A 19,664-nucleotide genomic window follows, 5' to 3' on the forward strand; every position below is an offset into this window, starting at 1 on the left:
TGTTGTTGTCACTGTACCTGGCGAGGCGTGGCAGATTGGGCGTTGAGAAAACGGCCGTTTCCCTTTATACTTACTCCCCTTACGCTACAAACCGGGGTGGGACCGAGGTTCTAACAATGAAAAACAAAGGCATTATATATGGCATCATCGCCTATACCGCCTGGGGCGTGTTCCCACTTTACTGGAAAGCGCTAAAGAGCGTGCCGGCCGGCGAGATTCTCAGCCATCGCATGGCCTGGTCTTTTCTTTCTTTACTGCTGATTTTGACGGTTATGCGCCGTTGGGCCTGGATCAGACCGGTGCTGCGTCAGCCCAAAGTCCTGCTCACTTTCCTGCTGACGGCAACTCTCCTCAGTGTCAACTGGCTTGTCTACATCTGGTCGGTTAACGCCGGGTTTATCGTCGAATCCGCTCTGGGCTATTTTATCAATCCGCTGGTGAATGTGTTGTTGGGCATGGTGTTCTTGCGTGAACGGCTGCGGCCGTTGCAGGCAGTCGCCGTCCTGACAGCGGCCGGAGGCGTGGCTTACCTCACATTCAGCTATGGCGCGCTGCCCTGGATTGCCCTCACCCTGGCCTTTAGTTTTGGCTCCTATGGCCTGCTGCGGAAAACGGCCGTACTCAATTCCCTGGAAGGCTTGTCGCTGGAATCGGCCTGGATGTTCCTGCCGGCGGTCGTTTATCTGGTTGTGCAGGAGGTCAACGGCGTGGGCGCATTTGCCCACAGCGGCCCACAGATCAATTTACTGTTGCTGGGCGCCGGTTTTATCACCACCATCCCCCTGCTGCTCTTTGCCGCCGCCGCTCGCCGCGTCACCCTCATCACTCTGGGCATCCTGCAATACATCGCCCCCACTTTGCAATTTCTCATCGGCGTCTTTGTCTACAACGAGCCATTCAGCCACGGCCAATTGATCGGCTTCAGCTTCATCTGGCTGGCGCTAATCATCTACACCGGCGACGCCGCTGCCCGCCAGCGCCACCGCACCGCGCTGAAACCGGCGCAAACGCCGTTGTAGACGTCGGCCGGCACGCCCCCGGCGCTTTCTCGACGGGAAAGGTCCGGCCGTCACGCCGCCCTCACCCGCAAAAATCCTGCGCCAGCAAATCGCCGTCCCAACAAGCCATTTGCCAGCCTTGCCCGGCCGCCAGCGCCGCACCGCGATAACCGGGAAACGGCGACAGCGAGGTCATCGTCCAGGCGGTTGCCGCGCCTGCATTTGCCGCAACCCGCAGCAAACGAGCCGGTTCGCCCGGCCGCAAAGTGACATCGAAGGAATGCAGCGGGCAAGAAAGCCCTTCGCCAATGGCCTTGATGTAAGCCTCTTTGCGCGTCCAGCAGTTAAAAAATGCTTCGGCGCGCTGCGCGGGCGGCAGTTGGCGGAAAACGGCCGTTTCCGCCGCCGAAAAATAATGCTGCGCCAGCGCGTCCGCCTCGTCGGGCAGACGAATCTGCTCGATGTCTACGCCAATGGGCGCGCCGCGGCAAAAGCCGACGAGCAGCTTGCCCTGGCTGTGTGCGAGGTTGAACTGCCAATCGCCGCCCTGCGCCAGCGCCGGTTTGCCATAGCTGCTGCTGCTGAATTGGATGTCTGAAGGGGGGATGGAAAGGTAACGGCCGTTTAACCAGCGCAGCAGACCTCGCCCCACCACATACGCCTGCCGGTCACGTTCAAAATAGAAACGGCTGGCGCGGGCCAGTTCGTCCGGCGCGAGGAACTGCGCCAACCGCTGCCGTGTCTCTGCGCTGCGGGCCAAAGACGCCCGCCACAGATGAATCACGCCCGGCGGCAGCACAAAGGCGTCCGGCGGCGGCCGCCACGTTTCGCTCACGCCGCGCCCAGACTCCGGCGCGCCGCGTTGATCTGGTCGCGCAGGTCCAGGGCGGCGGCGCGGGCGGCGGCGGCAAAATCGCCTTGCAGCGACGCATACAAAATGCTGCGGCTGGCGCTGATGACCGGCCCGGCAATGGCATCCGCCCCGTATTGCACGGCCGCTGCCAGATCACCCCCCTGCGCGCCAATGCCGGGAATCAAAAAGTTGGCCGCCGGGGCCATTTGCCGGGCAGCCGCCAATTCTTGCGGATAAGTTGCGCCAACGACATAACCTTTGTGTCCGGCCGTGGCCCAGGTCTGGCTTTGGCGCAGCACATCGGCCGTCAGCCCTTGCCCGGCGGCCAGGTCGCCCTGGAAGTTGGCGGCGCTGGGGTTGGAAGTACGCGCCAGGATATAGACCGCCTTGTCCGGCCGGTCGCCAATCAGCGGCAGCACCGCCTCCGCGCCAACAAACGGATTCACCGTGATGGCGTCTACGCCCCATTGGTCAAACAGGCCGCGCCCCCATGCCGCCTGCGTGTGGCCGATGTCGCCCGTTTTGCAATCTAAAATGATGGGGATGTGGCCGGGAATATAGGCGATGGTCCGCTCCAGGGCGATGACGCCGGCCGCGCCCCATTGCAGGTAAAAGCCCAAATTCGGCTTGTAAGCGCACACCAGGTCGGCCGTCGCGTCAATGATGGCCTTGTTAAAGGGCAGCACCGGCTCGTCCCACTTCATCACGTCTACGCGCAAGCGCACCGGGTCAGGGTCCAGGCCCAGACACAACCAGGAATCGTTTTGTCTTTGAATTGTTTGCAGTTTTTCGATATAGTTCATGAGGCCAGATTGTACCGGCTGGCGCGCCCATCACCAAAGGTTTGTTTCCAGATTGGACCAATCTTGGAGATGGGTCCAATCTCACCAGGTTAAAAACATATGAAACCTCAGTAGATACCCCCGATCTCAAAATTCGCCAATGTCGGCGTAGCGGAAGCGTTCGATGGCGAAAAAGCCGATGGCGCAAACCAGCATGAGGATGGCGCTCATCGCCATCGCCTGCCCGTAATTCAGCGCGCCGGGCTGGCCCAGGTAACGCTGAATGGCGATGGGCAGCGTGAGATAGCCGCTGTTGGGGCGCACGATGAAACTGGTGGCCCCAAATTCTCCCATGCTGACGGTGAAGGCAAACACGGCGGCAACCAGCAGCGCCCGCCCCATAATCGGCAAATCCACCTCACGCCAGACGCGCAGCGGCGACGCGCCCAACACGGCCGCCGCCTCGCGCAAACCGGGGCGAATGCCCAGCAGGACGGGCATCAGGCTGCGCACGACGAAGGGGAAAGCGACCAGGGTATGGGCGATGAGTACCAACAGCGGCGAGGTGCGCAGCCAACCGAAGGTGACGACGTAGCCAAAACCCAGGGTGACGGCCGAAGCGCCCAATGGCAGCATAAAGAGTGGGTCCAGCCAGCTGCGCCAGCGCGACGGCCGTACCAGAGTCATGGTCGTGAGTACCCCCAGGAAACCAGCCAGCAAAACAGTGAGCAGGGCGTAGAGGATGGAATTGCGCACGGCCGTTATCGGCGGCACAAACAGCACACTGCCCCGGCGCAGTTCCGACAATGCCTGGTAATAGGCCAGGGTAAACTGCCCATCACGGTCTACCAGCGAACGCCAGACCAGGGCTGCCAGCGGCGCCAGCAGAAACAAACCCAACCCCAGCACCAGAGCGGCTACGGCCGTGCGCTCGGCGGTCGTTTGCGGGCGGCGCAGGTTGCTTTGCTGCGGGCGAAAATCCAGGGCAACGGCCGTGTGCTGCTGCCAACGCCCATAGACCATCATCAGACCAAAGGTGAAGCCAATTTGCAGCAGCGACAGCAGGGCGGCGATGTCTGGCCGCAAAAAAGTGACGTATTGGCGGTAAATCTCTGTCTCCAGGGTGCTAAACTGCGGCCCACCCAGAATGAGAATGACGCCAAAGCTGGTGAAGGTAAACAAAAAAATCAGCAGGGCGGCGCTGAAGAGAGACGGCCGTAACAACGGCAGGGTAATCTCCACAAATGCCTGGCGGCGCGACGCGCCCAAGGTCCGCGCCGCTTCTGCCAGACGCGGGTTCAGGTTAGCCCAAAAGCCGCCCACCAGCCGCACTACCACCGCCACGTTGTAGAACACGTGGGCCAGCAAGATCAGGCTCAGGGTTTGTTCCAGACGAATGGGGGCGCGCGGCAAATCAAACACAGCCACCAGCAGCAGGTTCAGCGGCCCGTTGGCGCCCAAGAGGGCGCGAAAGGCGGCGGCCACCACCACCGTGGGCATGACAAACGGGATAGTGACCAGGGCTTTCAGCAGGCTGCGGCCGGGGAAGTTGTAGCGGGCAAAAAGGTAGGCGGCCGGCAGCCCGGCCATCAGGGTGAGCAGGGTAGACAGCCCTGCCTGCCAGAAGGTGAACCAGAGGATGCTGCGGAAATACGGCCGTCCCACCACCGCCGCCACCGCCTCGGCCGTCAGGCTGACGCGCAAAATGTTAGCCAGCGGGTAAAAGAAAAAAGCCCCCAGGAAAGCCAGGGGGATGACCAATACGGCAAAGGCCAGCAACGGCCGTGCGCGGCGCTGGACAAACACCCGGCTCAATCCAGCCATTGCGGCGCAATTTCGCCTGTTTTGCCGGCCAACATCCGCCAGACCAGGAAAAGCAGCAGGCCAAACGGCCCGGTCATCAGCGTGAACAACAGCGCCGGAATACGCACCCAGGCCGGCGCGCCCAACCGGCGACATTGGCGATAAATCCATGCCCCGGTGAATAGGTCCAGAGCGAGCATATGGGACCAACCGGCCAGCGCCCCTTCCGGCGTACTCAACCCCTGACGCACCCCTTCCAGCGTCGTCAGGTTTGGTACTCCACCGCTACCTTCACCCGGCGCTTCACCTGGCGGCGAACCGCCGCGGGCTGCCTGAATCAGCGCCATTACATAATTGAGGGCCGCAATGCTAAAAATGATCCCAGAACGGCTGGCCCGCTCCGTCAGCCGATGGTTCGGGGCAAACATCATCGCCAGCCACAACGGCATCGGGAATGCGTTGACAAGTTTAAACAAAGTTTCCATTGATCCTCCCTGTGCAGCGCGATGATTCGGCTGCGCTGACCGCAAGTTAGGCGGCGGGTGTGTTTCATTTCGGTTAGAGAAACAGCGGATCACCAGGATTTACTGATTTACTTCTCGACCAGTTTCATCCACAAATCCTGTTAATCCGTGTTCTCTGCCCTGCATTTATACCCCACCAGATAAACATAGAACTTTTCGCTTGCATTTGTCTGAATGGTTAGTATCATCGTTTGTCTTCTTACGCTTCATTATACCGGCTCTTTCAAAATTTAGGCGACGCCGGGATGCTTCCCCGTTCGACGTTGCTCAGGGCCGAAGACTCCGTTCAGCATGACATAACTTGCCACTCGCGTACCCAAAAAGCAAATCGTACCAAAACTGCGAAGATAGTGATAACAACTGATGAGCGATTCAACTCTCTTTAAGGACAACATGAACGCAGCGCTGGCGCAGAGGCTGGCGGAACATATTCAGGCGGTGTACCCGTCGTTCGACGCCGCCGGGTTTGTGGGACAAATTGCCCCCCAACTACCGCCGCGCGAGCTAAAGGAGCGCGTGGCTGTTTTTAGCGCGGCGCTGCACGATTTTTTGCCGCCAGATTATGGCACGGCCGTTACCATCCTCCTGCAAATTCTGCCACCAGAGACGCCGCCGGAAGACGGCATCTTCAACGGCAGCCTGGGCTGGGCCTTGTGGTCGGTGGCCCATTTTGTGGAGGTATACGGTCTGGATGATCTGGAACTGTCGCTGACCGCCATGCACACCATCACCAAAAGTTTTTCGTGCGAATTTGCCATACGGCCGTTTCTCGTCCGTTACCCGGCGCACACTCTGGCCGCCTTGCAGGCCTGGGCCACCGACCCCAGCCCTCACGTGCGCCGCCTGGTCAGCGAAGGCACGCGCCCGCGCCTGCCCTGGGGAATGCGCCTGCAGCAGTTCATCGCCGACCCCACACCGACCCTGGCGCTGCTGGAACAACTCAAGGACGATCCCTCGGACTATGTGCGCCGCTCCGTCGCCAACCATCTCAACGACATCAGCAAAGACAACCCGGAGTTGGCGCTGGCGACGCTGGCGCGCTGGAACGCCGGCGAACCGTCCGCGGAAACGGCCTGGATCACCCGCCACGCCTTGCGCTCGCTGGTGAAGGCCGGCCATCCGGCGGCGCTGGCGCTGCAAGGCTTTGGCGCAGCGCAGGTTAGTTTGTCTCAGTTGGTCATCGAACCGACGGCCGTTCAGCTAGGCGAATCCTTAACCGTGCGCTTTAGCCTGCACAACGACACGGCCGTCGCCCAAAACCTGGTGATTGATTATGTGGTCCATTTTGTGAAGGCCAACGGCCGTACCGCCCCCAAGGTGTTTAAGCTGAAAACGGCCGTGCTGCCCCCCCACGCCGACCTGACGGTGCAAAAACGCCACGCCATCAAACCGATCACCACCCGCCGCTATTACCCCGGACGCCATCGCCTGGAAATTCAGGTCAACGGCCAGATCATTGGCGGCGACAGCTTCGAGTTACTGCCCTGACCCCCTGACCCCTATCCCCTAATCATCACCATAGCCCAATTCCGCCAGCATTTCGGCGGCGGCGGCCAGACTGGGCGCCGACAGCACTTCTTTGATGCCCAGGGCCAGGCCGCCGGGCGGCTGCTGGGGGCGCAGCGCCAGAGCCAACTCACGGGCAACGGCCGTCCATGGCGCGCCATCGCCTGTATACACCACGTACAACACGGCCGTTTCCCCCACCAGTTTCGCCGCCGCGTCTTCCGGCGCGGTCGCCAATATCTCCCCGGTTCCCAGCGTCAGACGATACTGCACTTGCAGCCGTTCAGCCCGGAGAACTGGCAGTTTCGCCAGCCAGTCGGTCGGCGGCGGCTGGCCGGGCGCAAATTCGGCGCGCAGCAGGCGGGCGATAAGCGGCTGGCGTTGGCGAATCCGCGCCGCCAGCGGCGCGTCTGGGATGGATTGGCCGCCGCTGTCAACCGTCAATACCACCACTTGCGACAACGAACGCAGGCCAATGACGGCCGTTATCCCCACCCATTCCCCCGGCAAAGCCACAATGCTGGCTGTCGCCGCCGAGTCCGGCAGGGCGTGGAAACGGGCCGCCAACTCCGGCCGGTCGGCCAGGAGCAGGTGGGCGGGCGCGGTCAGAATGCCCCGGCCATCTGGCAGCACCGGTTGGTCGCGCAGGGGAGCCAGGAGAACGGCCGTCTGCGGCGCATCGGCCGGCAGCTCGGCCAACCGCTGCCAAAGCTGCGTCAGCCGCGCCAGCATCGGCATATCCGGCAGCGCGCCGGGCTGCTGGTGGCGACCGATGGCTAACAGCGCGGCCACCAGGTCAGGCGGGGACGGCTGTTGACGCACGCCCAACCAGCGGTGCAGCGCCTGCACCGCCTGGCTTGCCGCCGGTTCGGCCACGTGGACCTGCTCGCCTAACAGGGCCATCACCTCGCGGCTGGCGTACACGGCCGTCGCCGGGCGAAAAGAGCCATCCAGGCAGGCTACCAGCGGCAGTTGACCCAGGCGCTCTTGTAAATCCTCGTCGTCGCGCAGTTCGCCCAAACGCTGCGCCAACAGGTCTACCAATTGATGCCGCGCATCAGACGGCAGATCGGGGTTGGCGGCCAGCACGCGGGGCACAACATCCTGCACATAGGTGATAAAATCCAACTCGATAACGCCCAAATCCTGCAAAAACTGCCGCCGCCCCCCGATGGCCTCCAGGTCTACCAACCCGGCCAGCTTCAGCGGGTCGGCAAAGCCGCCGGGCAAATAGAGGTCATTTAACGGCCGTAACATGCCATCCACCGGGCACAGCGGCAGGCGGCGAATGCGGCCGGACAGCGTCGGGTCATCGGCGAAGATTTCGATTTGCTGCCCTTCCAGCCAGCGAAAAAAGCGGGGGATGTCCAGACGACCGTGCTGCCAATCGGCGGCCAGTTGGTCTGGCGGCGTGTCGGCCAGCAGGTCTACCGCCTGGCGCGCGCCAAAGGGCGAAACCAGCCGGTCCAGCAGCCCGCCGGATGGGATGGCCGGATGCAGCCAGGCAGCGGCGGGGAAAAGCGCTCGGCTTTCGGCGCTGCCCCGGTAGACATGGCCCGGTTTTTGCAGGGTCATCTCTTCGGTCAGGACCAGGGCGCATTGGTTCAGGGCGGCCACAGCAGCGGCGCGATCATTGGGGCGGACCAGGCGGCTGAGCAGTTCGTCCAACACATGCCAGAGCGTTTGCCAATCGGCCAAAGCACCCAGACCGGCGGGAGCAAAAGCCAGCGACATGGGCCGGTCCAGCCCCAGGCGCGTCAGGGCGGCGGTCACGTCCCAGATGCTCAGGTCGGGCGCGCCGATTTCCGGGCGACGCAGCAAGGCGAAATAGGGCCACAGGTCGGCGTGGACCAGAGGGATGTCCAGGGCGGTCAGGCGGGCAGCGGCCGTATCCGGCAGATCACCGCGTCGGTGACGGCCGTCGGTATTGTCCCACAGGCGCACATCGGCTGGCAGCGCCCAGGTCTGTTGGACGGTGAACAGCAGCGGCAGCGTGGGCAGGATGGGCACGGCCGTTTGCCAAAAAATGGCTAACGCGGCCGGCAAATCCCCCTGGTGGGCCAGGGCGTGGGCGTGGGCCATCTGCCCCAGCAGGCGCCAAAGGTTTGCCGGACCGAGGGCGGCGGGCAGCGCGGGCAAGGCTTCGGCCAGCGTTTGGGCGGCGCAGCGCAAGGCGGCGTGATTCCAATCGGCCTGGTAGCCGCCGTCGAAATGGATGCGCTTGCGGTCGGTGGTGGGGAAAAAGTCGGCGTTGAGGTGCAGCGGCAGGGGCATGGTGGTGGCCGTAGGCAGCCCGGCAAAGAAGCGGCCGGGGGTGGACAAGTCGGTGGTGGGCAGGGCGATGTGGATGGCGCTGCGACGGCCGTCTTCGATTTGCCAGGGATATTGGGCGCGCAGTCCGGCGGCTTCGCTGGCAAAGTCGCCATGCAGCAGCAGCCAGGTTGCGCGGCGGCCGTGTTCATCGTGCAGGTGGATACGGCCGTCGGCGCTGAGATGCCGGGTGAGGCGGTGAATGAGCGTATCGTTGCGGCGCACTTCCAGGGTATGAATCTGGCGCAAAAACAGGGCCGCCAGGCCAATAGCCGCGCTGAATTGGGCGGCAAAGTCATCCAGTTGGGCGGGTTGGACGACTGAGAGACGCAGCGCGCGGCGCACGGCCGACTGTGGGTCTACGGCCCAGGGCAGGCGAAAGGTTGTGCCGGCGGTGTCGGCCGGCCGCTCGATGATACGTTGGGCGGTGGCGGCATCGGGTTGGATGGTCCAGTGACGGCCGTTGGAGAAAATCTCCGGCCGGTCGGTGATCTGGTAGACGGCCAGGAAACCCAACCCAAACGCGCCGGTGACGCCGCTCTCCTCCCGCTTGCCGCCGCTGGCGATGGTTTGCAGCCGCGTGAAATCCAGCGGCCGGAACACGCCATCGTTGCTAACAACAAGGGCTTCGTCGGTAACGTTGAAGCAGAGGGTGGTGGGAGCGGCGGTATCTTGGGGCGCGTCGTCGGCGTTTTGGATGAGTTCGTAGGCCAGCACGTCTATGCCCTGCATATCGCGCAGCTGCGCTTCCAGAAAGCCGAGGTAATGCACGTCTTGGGGTTTGTAGGTGAATTCGTCGCTCATGATGGTACGCCTTTTTATGCTTTTCATTGTATGGGATAATGTTATTGAAGGAAAGGATAGACAATGAGCAAATACATCGGACAACAACAGTACGAACATGGCGCGCCGGGCCGCACCGGCATTTTGTTGGTGAACCTGGGCACGCCAGAAGCGCCAACCGCGCGGGGATTACGGCCGTATCTACGTCAATTTCTGAGCGACCCGCGGGTCATCGAGTGGCCCGCCTGGGCGTGGAAGCCGATTTTACACGGCATCATTCTCAACGTGCGGCCCAAAAAATCGGCCAAATTGTACGCCGCGATCTGGACGGAAGCAGGTTCACCGCTGTTTGTATACTCGCAAAGCATCGCCCGCCAAATGCAGGCGGCGCTGACCGAAACCTGGGGCGACGCCATCCGGGTGGAACTGGCAATGCGTTACGGCCGTCCATCCATCCCGGAGCAGTTGGCGGCGCTGCGCCAGGCCAACGCGCAGCGCATTCTGGTGCTGCCGCTGTTTCCGCAGTATTCGGCGACAACCACGGCAACCATTTTCGACGTGGTGTTTGACGAACTGAAGCGCTGGCGCTGGACGCCAGAACTGCGCACCATCACCGGCTATCATGACCATCCGTTGTACATTCGCGGGCTGGCCGGGAGTGTGCAAAGGTTTTGGGCGGAAAACGGCCGTGCCGCCAAACTGCTCTTTTCTTTTCACGGCATCCCCCAAAGCTACTTCGCCAACGGCGACCCATACCCCTGTTTTTGCCAGAAGACGGTCAGGCTGGTGGCCGAGGAGTTGGGGCTGGACAAAGAAGCGTACCAGGTTTGCTTTCAATCCCGCTTTGGCCCGCAGGAATGGCTGCAACCCTACACAGACAAGACCCTGGAAGCGTGGGCGCAAGCAGGGCTAACAAGCGTAGATACCATCTGCCCCGGTTTCGCCGCCGACTGCCTGGAAACGTTAGAGGAGGTGGCCGTGCAGAACCGGGACATCTTCATGGCGGCCGGCGGGCGGCAGTACCAATACATCCCCTGCCTGAACGATGGCCCAGAGCAGATCGCCCTGCTAGGCGATCTGGTTCAGACGCATTTACAGGGCTGGCCGGTCTCTCTCGCCTCCGACAGCTAATGGCGGTGTAAATCTTTGTGCATGATGGCCCGCGTCTGGTGCAGACGGTCGTCGGCGGGCAGGTCGGCCAGGTATTGGTTCATGCCTTCGTCATCCTCCTCCTGCAACATGCGCGCCACGTAGTCAATCATGCTCGGCGGAAAGACACCGTCCGCCTCGTACAGGTCGCGCTCCTGGCGCAGCGCCGCCGCCGAGGCCACGCAGCTTGAGGGCAACGGCCGTAACTGGTTCAACGTCGCCTTGTCGCGGAAAATGTTGCCGGTGACGTACAAATTGTCGGCCAACTGCTGCGCTTCGGCCGGGTGAGTCAGCCCCCAGGTGGCCGACATAGCGATACCCGCCAGCAGCAAATGGACCATGGCGCTGCCATCAGGGCTGCGCAGTTCCACCGTCTGCCGGCCAGATTCGTCTACAAACAGGGTGGTCTGCTGCGGGTTCACCTGCCGCGCCAGGTTGTTGGCATTGGTCCAACCCAACGGCACGCGGATCATGGCGCTGCGGTTGGATTCGCTCCAGCAGATGCGGGTGGGGGCTTCCTGGTTGGGGACCAGGCGCAGGTAGGCGGATGAGGTGGTGTTGCCAAAAGCGGTGAGGGTGGCGGCATAGTGCCCCAGGCCGCCGATCAGTTGTTGGGCTTCGCGGGAAAGACGGCCGTTGTCGTCGCGCATGGCGTTACGGCCGTTGCGCCGTAATTCCATATGCACATGCAGCCCATTGCCGGCGATGCCTTCCTCTAATTTGGGCGTAAAAGTTGCCACGCAGCCATGCTGGTAAGCCACGTTGCGGATGAGCCAGCGGGCCAGCACCAGATTGTCGCCGGCTTCGTCAATCGGCGTAGGCAAAAACTCAATTTCAAGCTGATCGGCGCGTTTGCCAGCGATTTCCTCCAGGTCGCTGCGCACCTCATGCAGGTTGCCCACTTCGCTGTGAGCATATTTTACCGCGCCGGTGATCTGGGTGATGTGGTTGACCATCTCGTTGATCAGGTCGCCGGTTTTGTTGAATGGGGAAGCGGTATGGTAGCCACGTTGTTTAACGGCCGTATACAAGTTGTGCGCCGGATTACTCAGCACAAAAAATTCCAGCTCGCCCATCGCGTGCAAATCCCACCCGGTCTGCTCCTGAAAGCGACGATACGCTTTGAGCAAGATATTGTCCAGCGTGTACGGGGCCAATTCGCCATCGTGGGTCAGGTAACGGCAGACAAAATCCAGACTGCCAGGATCAAACGGGTTGAGGAAGGCAGTTTGGTAAACCGGCGCTACATACAGGTCAGAGACGGCCACGTCTACCAATCCGCGAAAGAGAGAAGAGCCGTCCACGCGCTCGCCATCGGCCAGAATGCGCTCCGCCTGGGTGCGGCCGGCCAGGGGGATTTTTAGCTCTTTGAGCTTGCCGTCTATGGCCGTGTAATGGAAGGTAATACGTTCAAGCTGTTTTTGCTCGATAATGTGGATCAGGTCTTCGCGGGTGAACTCCTGGCGCGGCTTGTCCAGCAGTCGGGTCAGGGGGTTCATCAGGGCATAGGGGGGATGGTTCATGTGGGTTTTCCTTTTTTGATAGTGTGAAATAGTGGGTCGGCGCGGCTGTCGCCGCAGTTATTTCATTGTGCAAAAAAGAGGGCCGATTGTCAAAGAACCGGGCCAAATATGTGGCCGTCTGGTTCGCCTTCGGCGCAGCGATTGGCTACACTTGTGCTTGATGCGCCAACACATCCCAATTTTGTTCTTTGCTCTGTTTTTTATGGCCCTGGTGAGCGCCGCATTGGTGCTGGCCGCGCGCAATTTTGGCAGTGACGCCGCCGCGATTAGCGGCGCGGCGCCGGCGGCGGCAACGGCCGTTCCCCTGCCCACACCCCAACCAACCAACCAACCGACGCGCCTGGCAACGGCCGTTGTCCCAGCCAGCCACCTCGTCCAACCCGGCGAAACCACCTTCGGCATTGCCACCGCCTACGGCCTCACCGTGGAACAGCTTGCCGCCGCCAACAATATCACCGACCCCACCGTCTTGTTTGCCGGGCAGCTTTTGATCATCCCTGATGGGGAGATAGCGCGAGAGCCAGAGCGAGAGGCAGAACAACCTGTCAGCCAACTAACAAACGCAGCAGCAAACCAACAAACAGACTCTTTGCCCACCATGCTAAACGGGCTGCCTCTGACCGCGATTCTTGTCCTGCCGCCGGATGTGTTGCAAAACGGCCGTGCCATCTACGCCGCCGGGCAGACGATGGGGCGCAATCGCCGCGCCTTTGCCAAAGTCGGCGACAGCACCATCGAAACCGACCACTTTCTCAGCCGCTTCGACAGCGGCCCTTACAACCTGGGCGAGTACGCCGCCTTGCAAGGGGTGATTGATCACTTTCGTGGTTCCTTCGCCCGCGACAGCACGGCCGTACGCACCGGCTTGCACTCCTGGACAACCTTCGACCCGGCCTGGGCCGACAAGAGCGTCTGCCTGCCCAATGAAAGCCCCATCGCCTGCGAGTTCCGCCAGCATAACCCGGCCATCGTCCTTATCCGCCTGGGTTCTAACGATGTGGACGTGCCGGCGATGTATGACCAGAATATGCGCCAGATCGTCCAGTACGCCATAGACAACGGCGTTATCCCGGTGTTGGGCACAAAGGCCGACCGCCACGAGGGCAGCAACCAGAACAACGACATCCTGCGCCAGATTGCCGCCGACTACCAGATTCCCCTATGGGAGTTCGATATTGTGGCCGGAACGCTGCCAGGGCGTGGATTGGACGTAGACGGCGTGCATATGAGTACCTTTTACGCCCATGACTACACGCTGCCCGAAGCGTTCCAGCGCGGCCACGCCATGCACAACCTGACGGCGCTGCTGATGCTGGACGCGCTCCTCAGTCAGATCATCCTTGCGGCCGGTTCTTAATCTGGATAAGGTGACAAGGTGACAAAAATGTCAGACGATGACCTTTGCGGGTATAGAACCAAAGAGGGGTATCAAAGATTGACTGGATTCGCCCTGATTCGGGCGGACTCCGGTATACTGGTGACGGGCTGAAAAGAAAACGGCACGGCCGTTAACCAACGGAGGTGAGTATGTGTGGACGATTTGCCTTAGCCAGCTCTGGCGATACGCTGCTGACGGCGTTTGATGTGGCGTTTACCGGATTAGACGTGACCCAACTTGGCCCGCGTTATAACGTGGCGCCAACGCAGCCGGTGCTGGCGGTGCGCCCGGCGAAGGACGGCCGTCAGCGCGAGCTAACCCTGTTTCATTGGGGACTCATCCCCTCCTGGGCCAAAGACCTGAAGATGGGGGCGCGGCTGATCAATGCCCGCTCCGAGACAGTGGCCGAGAAACCGGCGTTTCGCGCCGCCTTCAAGCGGCGGCGCTGCCTGGTATTGGCCGATGGCTTTTATGAATGGCAGAAGCTGGAGCGCGGCAAGCAGCCGATGTTCATCCATTTACAGGAGGAACGGCCGTTTGCCCTGGCCGGTCTGTGGGAAATCTGGCAGGGTGGCGATGGCAGCGAATTGGAAAGCTGTACCATCCTGACCACCACGCCCAACGAACTGATGGCCCCCATCCACGACAGGATGCCGGTGATTCTGGACCCGGCCGATTATGACGATTGGCTGTATCCCGGTTTGCAGCCGGAGATGGCGCAACATCTGTTACGGCCGTATCCCGCCGAACGCATGGCCGCCTATGCAGTGAGCGATTGGGTGAACAGCCCCGCCCACGACGACCCTACCTGCTTGCGGCCCGTGCATTAGCCGTAATCCGTGTTCCGTGAACGGCGGTTTACGGTTTACGGCTTACGGCTTCCGACTTACAGGCTTACCGACTATGATAAACAGCGTCATCCAACTTTATCCCTTACCGGCGGCCGAACGGCCGTTGACCAACCTCTATCTGAACCACAACCTGCGCCAATACCGGGCGGCCGGACGGCCGTTTGTCTATGCCAATTTTGTCGTCAGTTTAGACGGCCGTATCGCCATTCCCCACGCCAGCGGCCAGGGGTTGACAGTGCCCAAACAGATTGCCAACGAACGAGATTGGCGGCTGTTTCAAGAATTGGCTGCCCAGGCCGACCTGATCATCAGCAGCGGCCGCTATTTGCGCGATTGGGCAGACGGCCGTGCCCAGGAAATTTTGCAGGTAGACGACCCGCGCTTTGCCGATTTGCGCGCCTGGCGCCAAGAACAGGGGCTGCCGCCGCAGCCAGACATCGCCATCATCAGTGGCAGCCTGGATTTTCCCATCCCCGATGTGCTGACGGCCGGAGGGCGCAAAGTAGTCGTCTTCACTACCGCCAACCCCAACACCGCCCGTGTGCGCGAGATTGAAGCGCAGGCCGGGCAGGTGATTGTAGCAGGGGACGAAAATGGGATGGGTGGTATTCAGTTGGTGCAGCGGATGGGGGAACTGGGCTACCAGACCATTTATTCATCCGCCGGCCCTAGAATTTTGCACCTGCTGCTGCGCGGCGACGTGTTAGACCGGCTCTATCTGACCCAGGCCAACCGACTGTTGGGCGGCAGCCCCTTTGCCAGCATTGTGGAGGGAGCGTTGTTGGATACGGCCGTTAACATGTCCCTGCACACCCTCTACCACGACCCACAGGGGCTGGATGGCCGGGGCCAACTATTTCTGGCCTACAACACCTGACAAGCTGACAAAATGGCAGATGATAACCTTTGCCAGTATAACGGCCGTCAACCCCAGCCCCTAGCCCGTATTCCGCTGGCGCTTGCCAAAAACAGCACCCCACGACCCTCGAAACACGGCTCACAGAATACGGAATACGGCTTACCCAACGCGCACACTAAACCGGCGATTCAACCCGCTGCCATTCATGGCGCACCACCATGCGGAAAATATCGGACTCGGTGATGACGCCGACCAGCTTGCCTTGTTTGTCAGTCACCGGCAGGCCGCTGACGCGGTAATCAAGCATCAGGCTGGCGGCCTCGGCGATGGTGGCATCGTCGCGCACAGTCACCGGCTCTCTGGTCATAATCTCATCAATCAGCAGGTTAGACAGCAAATAGTTTAGCTCCCAGACACTCAGCGACGTGGCCTGCGATGGCTCGGCCCCGCGCACATCGCCCAAGGTGATGATGCCGACCAGGATATTATCATCAAGCACCACCGGCAAACGGCGAATGTTGTTGCGCGTCATCAATTCATGTGCGCGGGGCAACGTTGTGTTTGGGGTGACGTGAATGACATTAGCCGTCATCCAATCTCGCACGAGTTCTTGTTTCATTTGGCTCCTCCATGAAAAATAGCAAATAGTTTTCAGTGTTCAGGTGGTCAGTTTTCAGCGGGTGCGGGCCACGATGATACCACCTCTATCTATTTTAGTGGAGAGGTTTGCCACGTTTACAGTAACAAATGTCATCTATTGCCCATGAGTCGGGGTAGACTCGGCAGGTCTTGGTGTGCTATCGGCTGTTTTGGCGTACAATTACGCTCATTATTTGGCCGCACAATTGGAATGACCTGAGCGCCCATCGTGGACGCACCATTCACCCCCCTCTAAAAACCGTATGAAACAACTCTTTTTGCTTGTCATCACGTTCCTGCTGCTGTCTGCCTGCCAAAATCAAACTGAACCAGCGCCAACGCCTACGGCCGTTCTCACCACCTGCCAGCTTAGCGGCGGCGTGACGGCACAGTGTGGTTCCATCACCGTGCCCGAAGACCGCAGCCAGACGGCCGCAAACGGCCGTACCCTGGATATTCACTTTGCCGTCCTGCCGGCCACGTTGAGCAATCCGCAGCCCGACCCCATCTTTATGCTGGCCGGTGGACCGGGGCAGGCGGCCATAACCGCCTTTCCGCAGATTTTGCCCGCGCTGCAAAAACTGAACCAGAGCCGCGACATTGTTCTAGTGGACCAGCGCGGCACGGGCCAGTCCAACCCATTGGCGTGTCCCAACGTGCGTGACCTGCCGCTGGACAGCACCGAGGAGATGGTGAGCGAGGCGCTGGCGGCGTGCCGCCAGGAACTGGCCGCCGACAACGACCTGACGCAGTACCACACCACCATCGCCATGACCGACCTGGATGCGGTGCGCGCCGCCCTGGGCTATGGTCAAATCAACCTGATTGGCGTTTCCTATGGCAGCCGGGCGGCGCTGGAATACATGCGTCTTTTCCCCGAACAGACGCGCAGCGTGGTGCTGAACGCCGTCGCCGGACCGGAACTGGTGCTGCAACTGCAAGCCCCACGAGACGGCCAGCGGGCGCTGGACCTCTTTTTTGCCCGCTGCGCCGCCGACGACGCCTGCAGCGAGACTTTCCCCAACCTGGAAGCTGAATTTGCCAGCCTGCTGACCCGGCTGGATGAGGAAGTGGCGGTGACGCTGGTCCATCCCGTGACCGGCGAAATTGTCGAAATGACGTTGGGGCGAGAGGATTTTATGCAGAGCATTTTTGCCCTGCTGTACAGCGCCGATTTTGTCTCGCTGCTGCCGCTGCTGATTCATAACGCCGCCGCCAGCGGCGATGTGGCGCCGATTGTGTCGCCGGTACTGTCAATCTCCAGCAGCACCGGGATATACCAGGGCATGTTTTACGCGGTGGTGTGCAGCGAAGACGCGCCGCTGATTGACCCGGCGCAGACCGAGGCGCTGCAAGCGGGCGCGTTATTTGGTCTGGTGGCCGATGACCTGCTAACGGCATGCGCCGACTGGCCGCGGGCAGATGTGCCCGAAGCGCTGCGGCAGCCGGTAACGGCCGTCATCCCCACCCTGCTGCTCTCCGGCGAAGCCGATCCCATCACCCCGCCCCAGTACGCCGACAGCGTGGCCGCCGCTCTGCCGCAAAGCCTGCATCTTGTCATCCCCGGCTACGGCCACGATGTGCTGACGATGGGCTGTATCCCGTCTGTCGTGGCGGCTTTCATTAGCAGCGGTTCGGTCACCGGGTTAGATACAACCTGCCTGGCGGAAATTCAGCCGCCGCCCTTTTTCGTCAGCCCGGCAGGGCCAAGACCATAAACAGACGACATATTCTGGCTGATAGCTGAGAGCTAACAGCCACACAGCCAACGAGGATATTATGATTGCTGTAACCAATCTTTCTAAGGCTTTTGGGGCGATACAGGCAGTGCAGGGCGTTTCTTTTGCAGCGCCCAATGGGCAGATTACCGGCCTGCTTGGCCCCAATGGCGCGGGCAAAAGCACGACCATGCGGGTGATTGCCGGGGTGTTAGAGCCAGGGGAAGGGCGCGCCACGGTGGACGAGATGGACACCTGGCGGCAGCGCGTGGCGGCGCAGCGACGGTTGGGCGTTTTGCCAGACAAACGCGGCGTCTACCAACGGCTGACTTCACGCGAGAATATTCGCTATTACGGCCGTCTGCATGGCCTGCGCGGCGCCGCCCTGGAAACACGCATTGACGAACTGCTAACTCTGCTGGAAATGGAAGAGATCGCCGACCGGATGACGGAAGGTTTTTCCACCGGGCAAAAGGTGAAGGTGGCAATCGCCCGCGCCCTGGTACACAATCCGCCCAATGTCATGCTGGACGAGCCGACGGTGGGGTTGGACGTGATGAGTACCCGCGCCATGCGCCAGGTGATTCGCCGTCTGCGCGACGCCGGGCAGACTGTGTTGTTTTCCAGCCACATCATGCAAGAAGTGGCGTCGCTGTGCGACAACATCGTCATCATCGCCCATGGCCGGGTGGTGGCTCAGGGTACGGCCGACGCGCTGCGCCAGCGCGCCGGTCAGAGCGATTTGGAAGAGGCCTTTGTGCAGATCATTGGTACGACGGAGGGATTGGAATGATACAACCCTGGTCACTTGTGGGCATCATCAGCCGCAAAGAGGCGGTGGACAACCTGCGCGACCGCCGCTCGGTGTTTAACGCCCTGCTGAGCGTGCTGCTGAATCCGCTGCTGTATATTGTATTATTTGGCTTTCTGAACCGCTCCTTCAGCGAACAGGCGGAGCAAACATTGCGCCTGCCGGTGGTGGGCGCAGAAAATGCGCCCAATCTTGTTGCTTTTCTGGATATGTACAACGTGGACATTTTGCCGCCGCCGGCCGACCCATACACGGCCGTGCAAAACGGAACGGCCGACCTGGTACTCATCATCCCCAACACCTACGGGGCGGCGTTTAGCCGGGGCGAACCGGCCGCCGTAGAACTGCTGCGCGATGAATCGAACCAGGGTACAAGCGTGGCGGTGTCGCGGGTGCAGAATTTGCTGACGCAGTACAGCGGCCGAATTGGGGCGCTGCGGCTGCTGGCGCGGGGGGTGAGTCCGGCGGTGATGACGGCCGTACCCGTTGTGGCCGTGGATGTTTCCCCGGCGGCGCGCGGCGCGGCGGGCACGGTGCTGAACTTGCTGCCGATCATCATGCTGACGGCCGCTTTTTTGGGTGGCTTCTACATGGTGGTGGATATGACGGCCGGCGAGCGAGAGCGGGAATCGTTGGAACCACTGTTGATTAATCCGGTTCCGCGCTGGGCTTTTGTCATTGGCAAATACATTACCGCCTTTGGTTTTACTATTTTAGCGACGGCGTTGGCGACGGTGCTGTTTCTGGCGCTGCTGAGCTTCCCGGCGGTGCAGGCGTTTACGGCGATTCAGGTGAATGTGACCGTGAGGGCGATGGGCACGGCCGTTATCGTCATCATCCCGGTCATTTTTATGGCGGTGGCGCTGCAAATGTTGATCGCCTCCTACACGCGCAACGTCAAAGAAGCGCAAACCTACACCCAACTGCTCTCGTTGATCGGGTTCATGCCGGCGTTGTTCCTGGCGATTTTGCCGATCAAAGCGCAGCCGTGGATGAACCTGATCCCAACGATTTCACAGACCTTTTTGATCAACAAAGTGATGCGTGGCGAAGCGCTGCCGTTGGCCGACGTGGGGGCGGCAACGGCCGTGACGCTGCTGGTGGGCATTGTCGGCCTGGCGGCGGCGATTCAGTTGTACAACCGGGAACGGATTGCCCTGATTGGTTAACAACGGCC

Annotated in this window: 16 protein-coding genes; 9 read left to right on the top strand and 7 right to left on the bottom strand. The window is 61.1% G+C overall.

Annotation, left to right across the window (positions count from 1 at the left end):
- The first annotated feature begins 116 nt into the window (after positions 1 to 116).
- Positions 117 to 1,019, top strand: a complete 903-nt coding sequence (gene rarD, locus IPM39_11250; GenBank protein ID MBK8986639.1) for an EamA family transporter RarD — start codon at positions 117 to 119, stop codon at positions 1,017 to 1,019.
- A gap of 61 nt (positions 1,020 to 1,080) precedes the next feature.
- Here the strand turns inward: rarD and IPM39_11255 are convergent, their stop codons facing one another.
- The 4 genes from IPM39_11255 to IPM39_11270 form a co-directional block, all read right to left on the bottom strand.
- A complete protein-coding gene (locus IPM39_11255; GenBank protein MBK8986640.1) occupies positions 1,081 to 1,833 on the bottom strand; it encodes a 4'-phosphopantetheinyl transferase superfamily protein in 753 nt (250 codons plus the stop codon).
- The gene (gene pyrF / locus IPM39_11260) at positions 1,830 to 2,654 is read right to left on the bottom strand and encodes an orotidine-5'-phosphate decarboxylase (protein ID MBK8986641.1); all 825 of its coding nucleotides are present in this window, start codon (positions 2,652 to 2,654) and stop codon (positions 1,830 to 1,832) included. Before pyrF ends, IPM39_11255 begins: the two co-directional genes overlap by 4 nt.
- Positions 2,655 to 2,780: 126 nt before the next feature.
- Positions 2,781 to 4,457: an iron ABC transporter permease gene (locus tag IPM39_11265; GenBank protein ID MBK8986642.1), complete on the bottom strand. Its 1,677-nt coding sequence runs from the start codon at positions 4,455 to 4,457 to the stop codon at positions 2,781 to 2,783.
- Positions 4,445 to 4,921 carry a DUF4281 domain-containing protein gene (locus IPM39_11270; GenBank protein ID MBK8986643.1) on the bottom strand — a complete coding sequence of 159 codons (477 nt, stop codon included), beginning with the start codon at positions 4,919 to 4,921 and terminating at the stop codon, positions 4,445 to 4,447. The genes IPM39_11265 and IPM39_11270 overlap by 13 nt, the downstream gene beginning before the upstream one ends.
- A gap of 402 nt (positions 4,922 to 5,323) precedes the next feature.
- Between IPM39_11270 and IPM39_11275 the strand changes: the two genes are divergently transcribed.
- Positions 5,324 to 6,448, top strand: coding sequence for a DNA alkylation repair protein (locus IPM39_11275; GenBank protein ID MBK8986644.1), 1,125 nt, complete (start codon positions 5,324 to 5,326; stop codon positions 6,446 to 6,448).
- 18 nt (positions 6,449 to 6,466) lie between these two features.
- Here the strand turns inward: IPM39_11275 and IPM39_11280 are convergent, their stop codons facing one another.
- Positions 6,467 to 9,580: a DUF3684 domain-containing protein gene (locus tag IPM39_11280; protein ID MBK8986645.1), complete on the bottom strand. Its 3,114-nt coding sequence runs from the start codon at positions 9,578 to 9,580 to the stop codon at positions 6,467 to 6,469.
- A 63-nt stretch (positions 9,581 to 9,643) separates the two neighbouring features.
- Between IPM39_11280 and IPM39_11285 the strand changes: the two genes are divergently transcribed.
- A complete protein-coding gene (locus tag IPM39_11285; protein ID MBK8986646.1) occupies positions 9,644 to 10,690 on the top strand; it encodes a ferrochelatase in 1,047 nt (348 codons plus the stop codon).
- On the opposite strand, the gene IPM39_11290 is transcribed toward IPM39_11285, so the two are convergent.
- Positions 10,687 to 12,231, bottom strand: a complete 1,545-nt coding sequence (locus IPM39_11290; protein ID MBK8986647.1) for a glutamine synthetase — start codon at positions 12,229 to 12,231, stop codon at positions 10,687 to 10,689. The two genes, IPM39_11285 and IPM39_11290, sit on opposite strands and share 4 nt — an antisense overlap.
- A 160-nt stretch (positions 12,232 to 12,391) precedes the next feature.
- Here IPM39_11290 and IPM39_11295 point away from each other — a divergent pair, with 160 nt between their 5' ends.
- The 3 genes from IPM39_11295 to IPM39_11305 all read left to right on the top strand — a co-directional run bounded on the left by IPM39_11295 (position 12,392) and on the right by IPM39_11305 (position 15,337).
- Positions 12,392 to 13,588 (top strand): LysM peptidoglycan-binding domain-containing protein, encoded by a 1,197-nt coding sequence (locus IPM39_11295; protein MBK8986648.1) that lies wholly within the window; start codon positions 12,392 to 12,394, stop codon positions 13,586 to 13,588.
- Positions 13,589 to 13,758: 170 nt separating this feature from the next.
- Positions 13,759 to 14,439, top strand: a complete 681-nt coding sequence (locus tag IPM39_11300; protein ID MBK8986649.1) for an SOS response-associated peptidase — start codon at positions 13,759 to 13,761, stop codon at positions 14,437 to 14,439.
- A 76-nt stretch (positions 14,440 to 14,515) separates the two neighbouring features.
- Positions 14,516 to 15,337: a dihydrofolate reductase family protein gene (locus tag IPM39_11305; GenBank protein ID MBK8986650.1), complete on the top strand. Its 822-nt coding sequence runs from the start codon at positions 14,516 to 14,518 to the stop codon at positions 15,335 to 15,337.
- A gap of 157 nt (positions 15,338 to 15,494) precedes the next feature.
- Here IPM39_11305 and IPM39_11310 read toward each other — a convergent pair whose 3' ends face one another.
- A complete protein-coding gene (locus tag IPM39_11310) occupies positions 15,495 to 15,938 on the bottom strand; it encodes a CBS domain-containing protein (protein MBK8986651.1) in 444 nt (147 codons plus the stop codon).
- Positions 15,939 to 16,221: 283 nt separating this feature from the next.
- Here IPM39_11310 and IPM39_11315 point away from each other — a divergent pair, with 283 nt between their 5' ends.
- The 3 genes from IPM39_11315 to IPM39_11325 all read left to right on the top strand — a co-directional run bounded on the left by IPM39_11315 (position 16,222) and on the right by IPM39_11325 (position 19,656).
- Positions 16,222 to 17,676, top strand: coding sequence for an alpha/beta fold hydrolase (locus IPM39_11315; GenBank protein MBK8986652.1), 1,455 nt, complete (start codon positions 16,222 to 16,224; stop codon positions 17,674 to 17,676).
- Positions 17,677 to 17,737: 61 nt separating this feature from the next.
- The gene (locus tag IPM39_11320; protein ID MBK8986653.1) at positions 17,738 to 18,469 is read left to right on the top strand and encodes an ATP-binding cassette domain-containing protein; all 732 of its coding nucleotides are present in this window, start codon (positions 17,738 to 17,740) and stop codon (positions 18,467 to 18,469) included.
- Positions 18,466 to 19,656 carry an ABC transporter permease gene (locus IPM39_11325; protein ID MBK8986654.1) on the top strand — a complete coding sequence of 397 codons (1,191 nt, stop codon included), beginning with the start codon at positions 18,466 to 18,468 and terminating at the stop codon, positions 19,654 to 19,656. The genes IPM39_11320 and IPM39_11325 overlap by 4 nt, the downstream gene beginning before the upstream one ends.
- Positions 19,657 to 19,664 lie beyond the last annotated feature (8 nt).

This window comes from Candidatus Leptovillus gracilis (genome assembly GCA_016716065.1).
Classification (GTDB): domain Bacteria; phylum Chloroflexota; class Anaerolineae; order Promineifilales; family Promineifilaceae; genus Leptovillus; species Leptovillus gracilis.

Coding starts and splice junctions, on each gene's coding strand:
- IPM39_11310 (MBK8986651.1), bottom strand. CDS start 15,938: ATGAAACAAGAACTCGTGCGAGATTGGATGACGGCTAATGTCATTCAC.
- IPM39_11290 (MBK8986647.1), bottom strand. CDS start 12,231: ATGAACCATCCCCCCTATGCCCTGATGAACCCCCTGACCCGACTGCTG.
- IPM39_11300 (MBK8986649.1), top strand. CDS start 13,759: ATGTGTGGACGATTTGCCTTAGCCAGCTCTGGCGATACGCTGCTGACG.
- IPM39_11315 (MBK8986652.1), top strand. CDS start 16,222: ATGAAACAACTCTTTTTGCTTGTCATCACGTTCCTGCTGCTGTCTGCC.
- rarD (MBK8986639.1), top strand. CDS start 117: ATGAAAAACAAAGGCATTATATATGGCATCATCGCCTATACCGCCTGG.
- IPM39_11285 (MBK8986646.1), top strand. CDS start 9,644: ATGAGCAAATACATCGGACAACAACAGTACGAACATGGCGCGCCGGGC.
- IPM39_11265 (MBK8986642.1), bottom strand. CDS start 4,457: ATGGCTGGATTGAGCCGGGTGTTTGTCCAGCGCCGCGCACGGCCGTTG.
- IPM39_11295 (MBK8986648.1), top strand. CDS start 12,392: ATGCGCCAACACATCCCAATTTTGTTCTTTGCTCTGTTTTTTATGGCC.
- IPM39_11325 (MBK8986654.1), top strand. CDS start 18,466: ATGATACAACCCTGGTCACTTGTGGGCATCATCAGCCGCAAAGAGGCG.
- IPM39_11280 (MBK8986645.1), bottom strand. CDS start 9,580: ATGAGCGACGAATTCACCTACAAACCCCAAGACGTGCATTACCTCGGC.
- IPM39_11270 (MBK8986643.1), bottom strand. CDS start 4,921: ATGGAAACTTTGTTTAAACTTGTCAACGCATTCCCGATGCCGTTGTGG.
- pyrF (MBK8986641.1), bottom strand. CDS start 2,654: ATGAACTATATCGAAAAACTGCAAACAATTCAAAGACAAAACGATTCC.
- IPM39_11275 (MBK8986644.1), top strand. CDS start 5,324: ATGAGCGATTCAACTCTCTTTAAGGACAACATGAACGCAGCGCTGGCG.
- IPM39_11320 (MBK8986653.1), top strand. CDS start 17,738: ATGATTGCTGTAACCAATCTTTCTAAGGCTTTTGGGGCGATACAGGCA.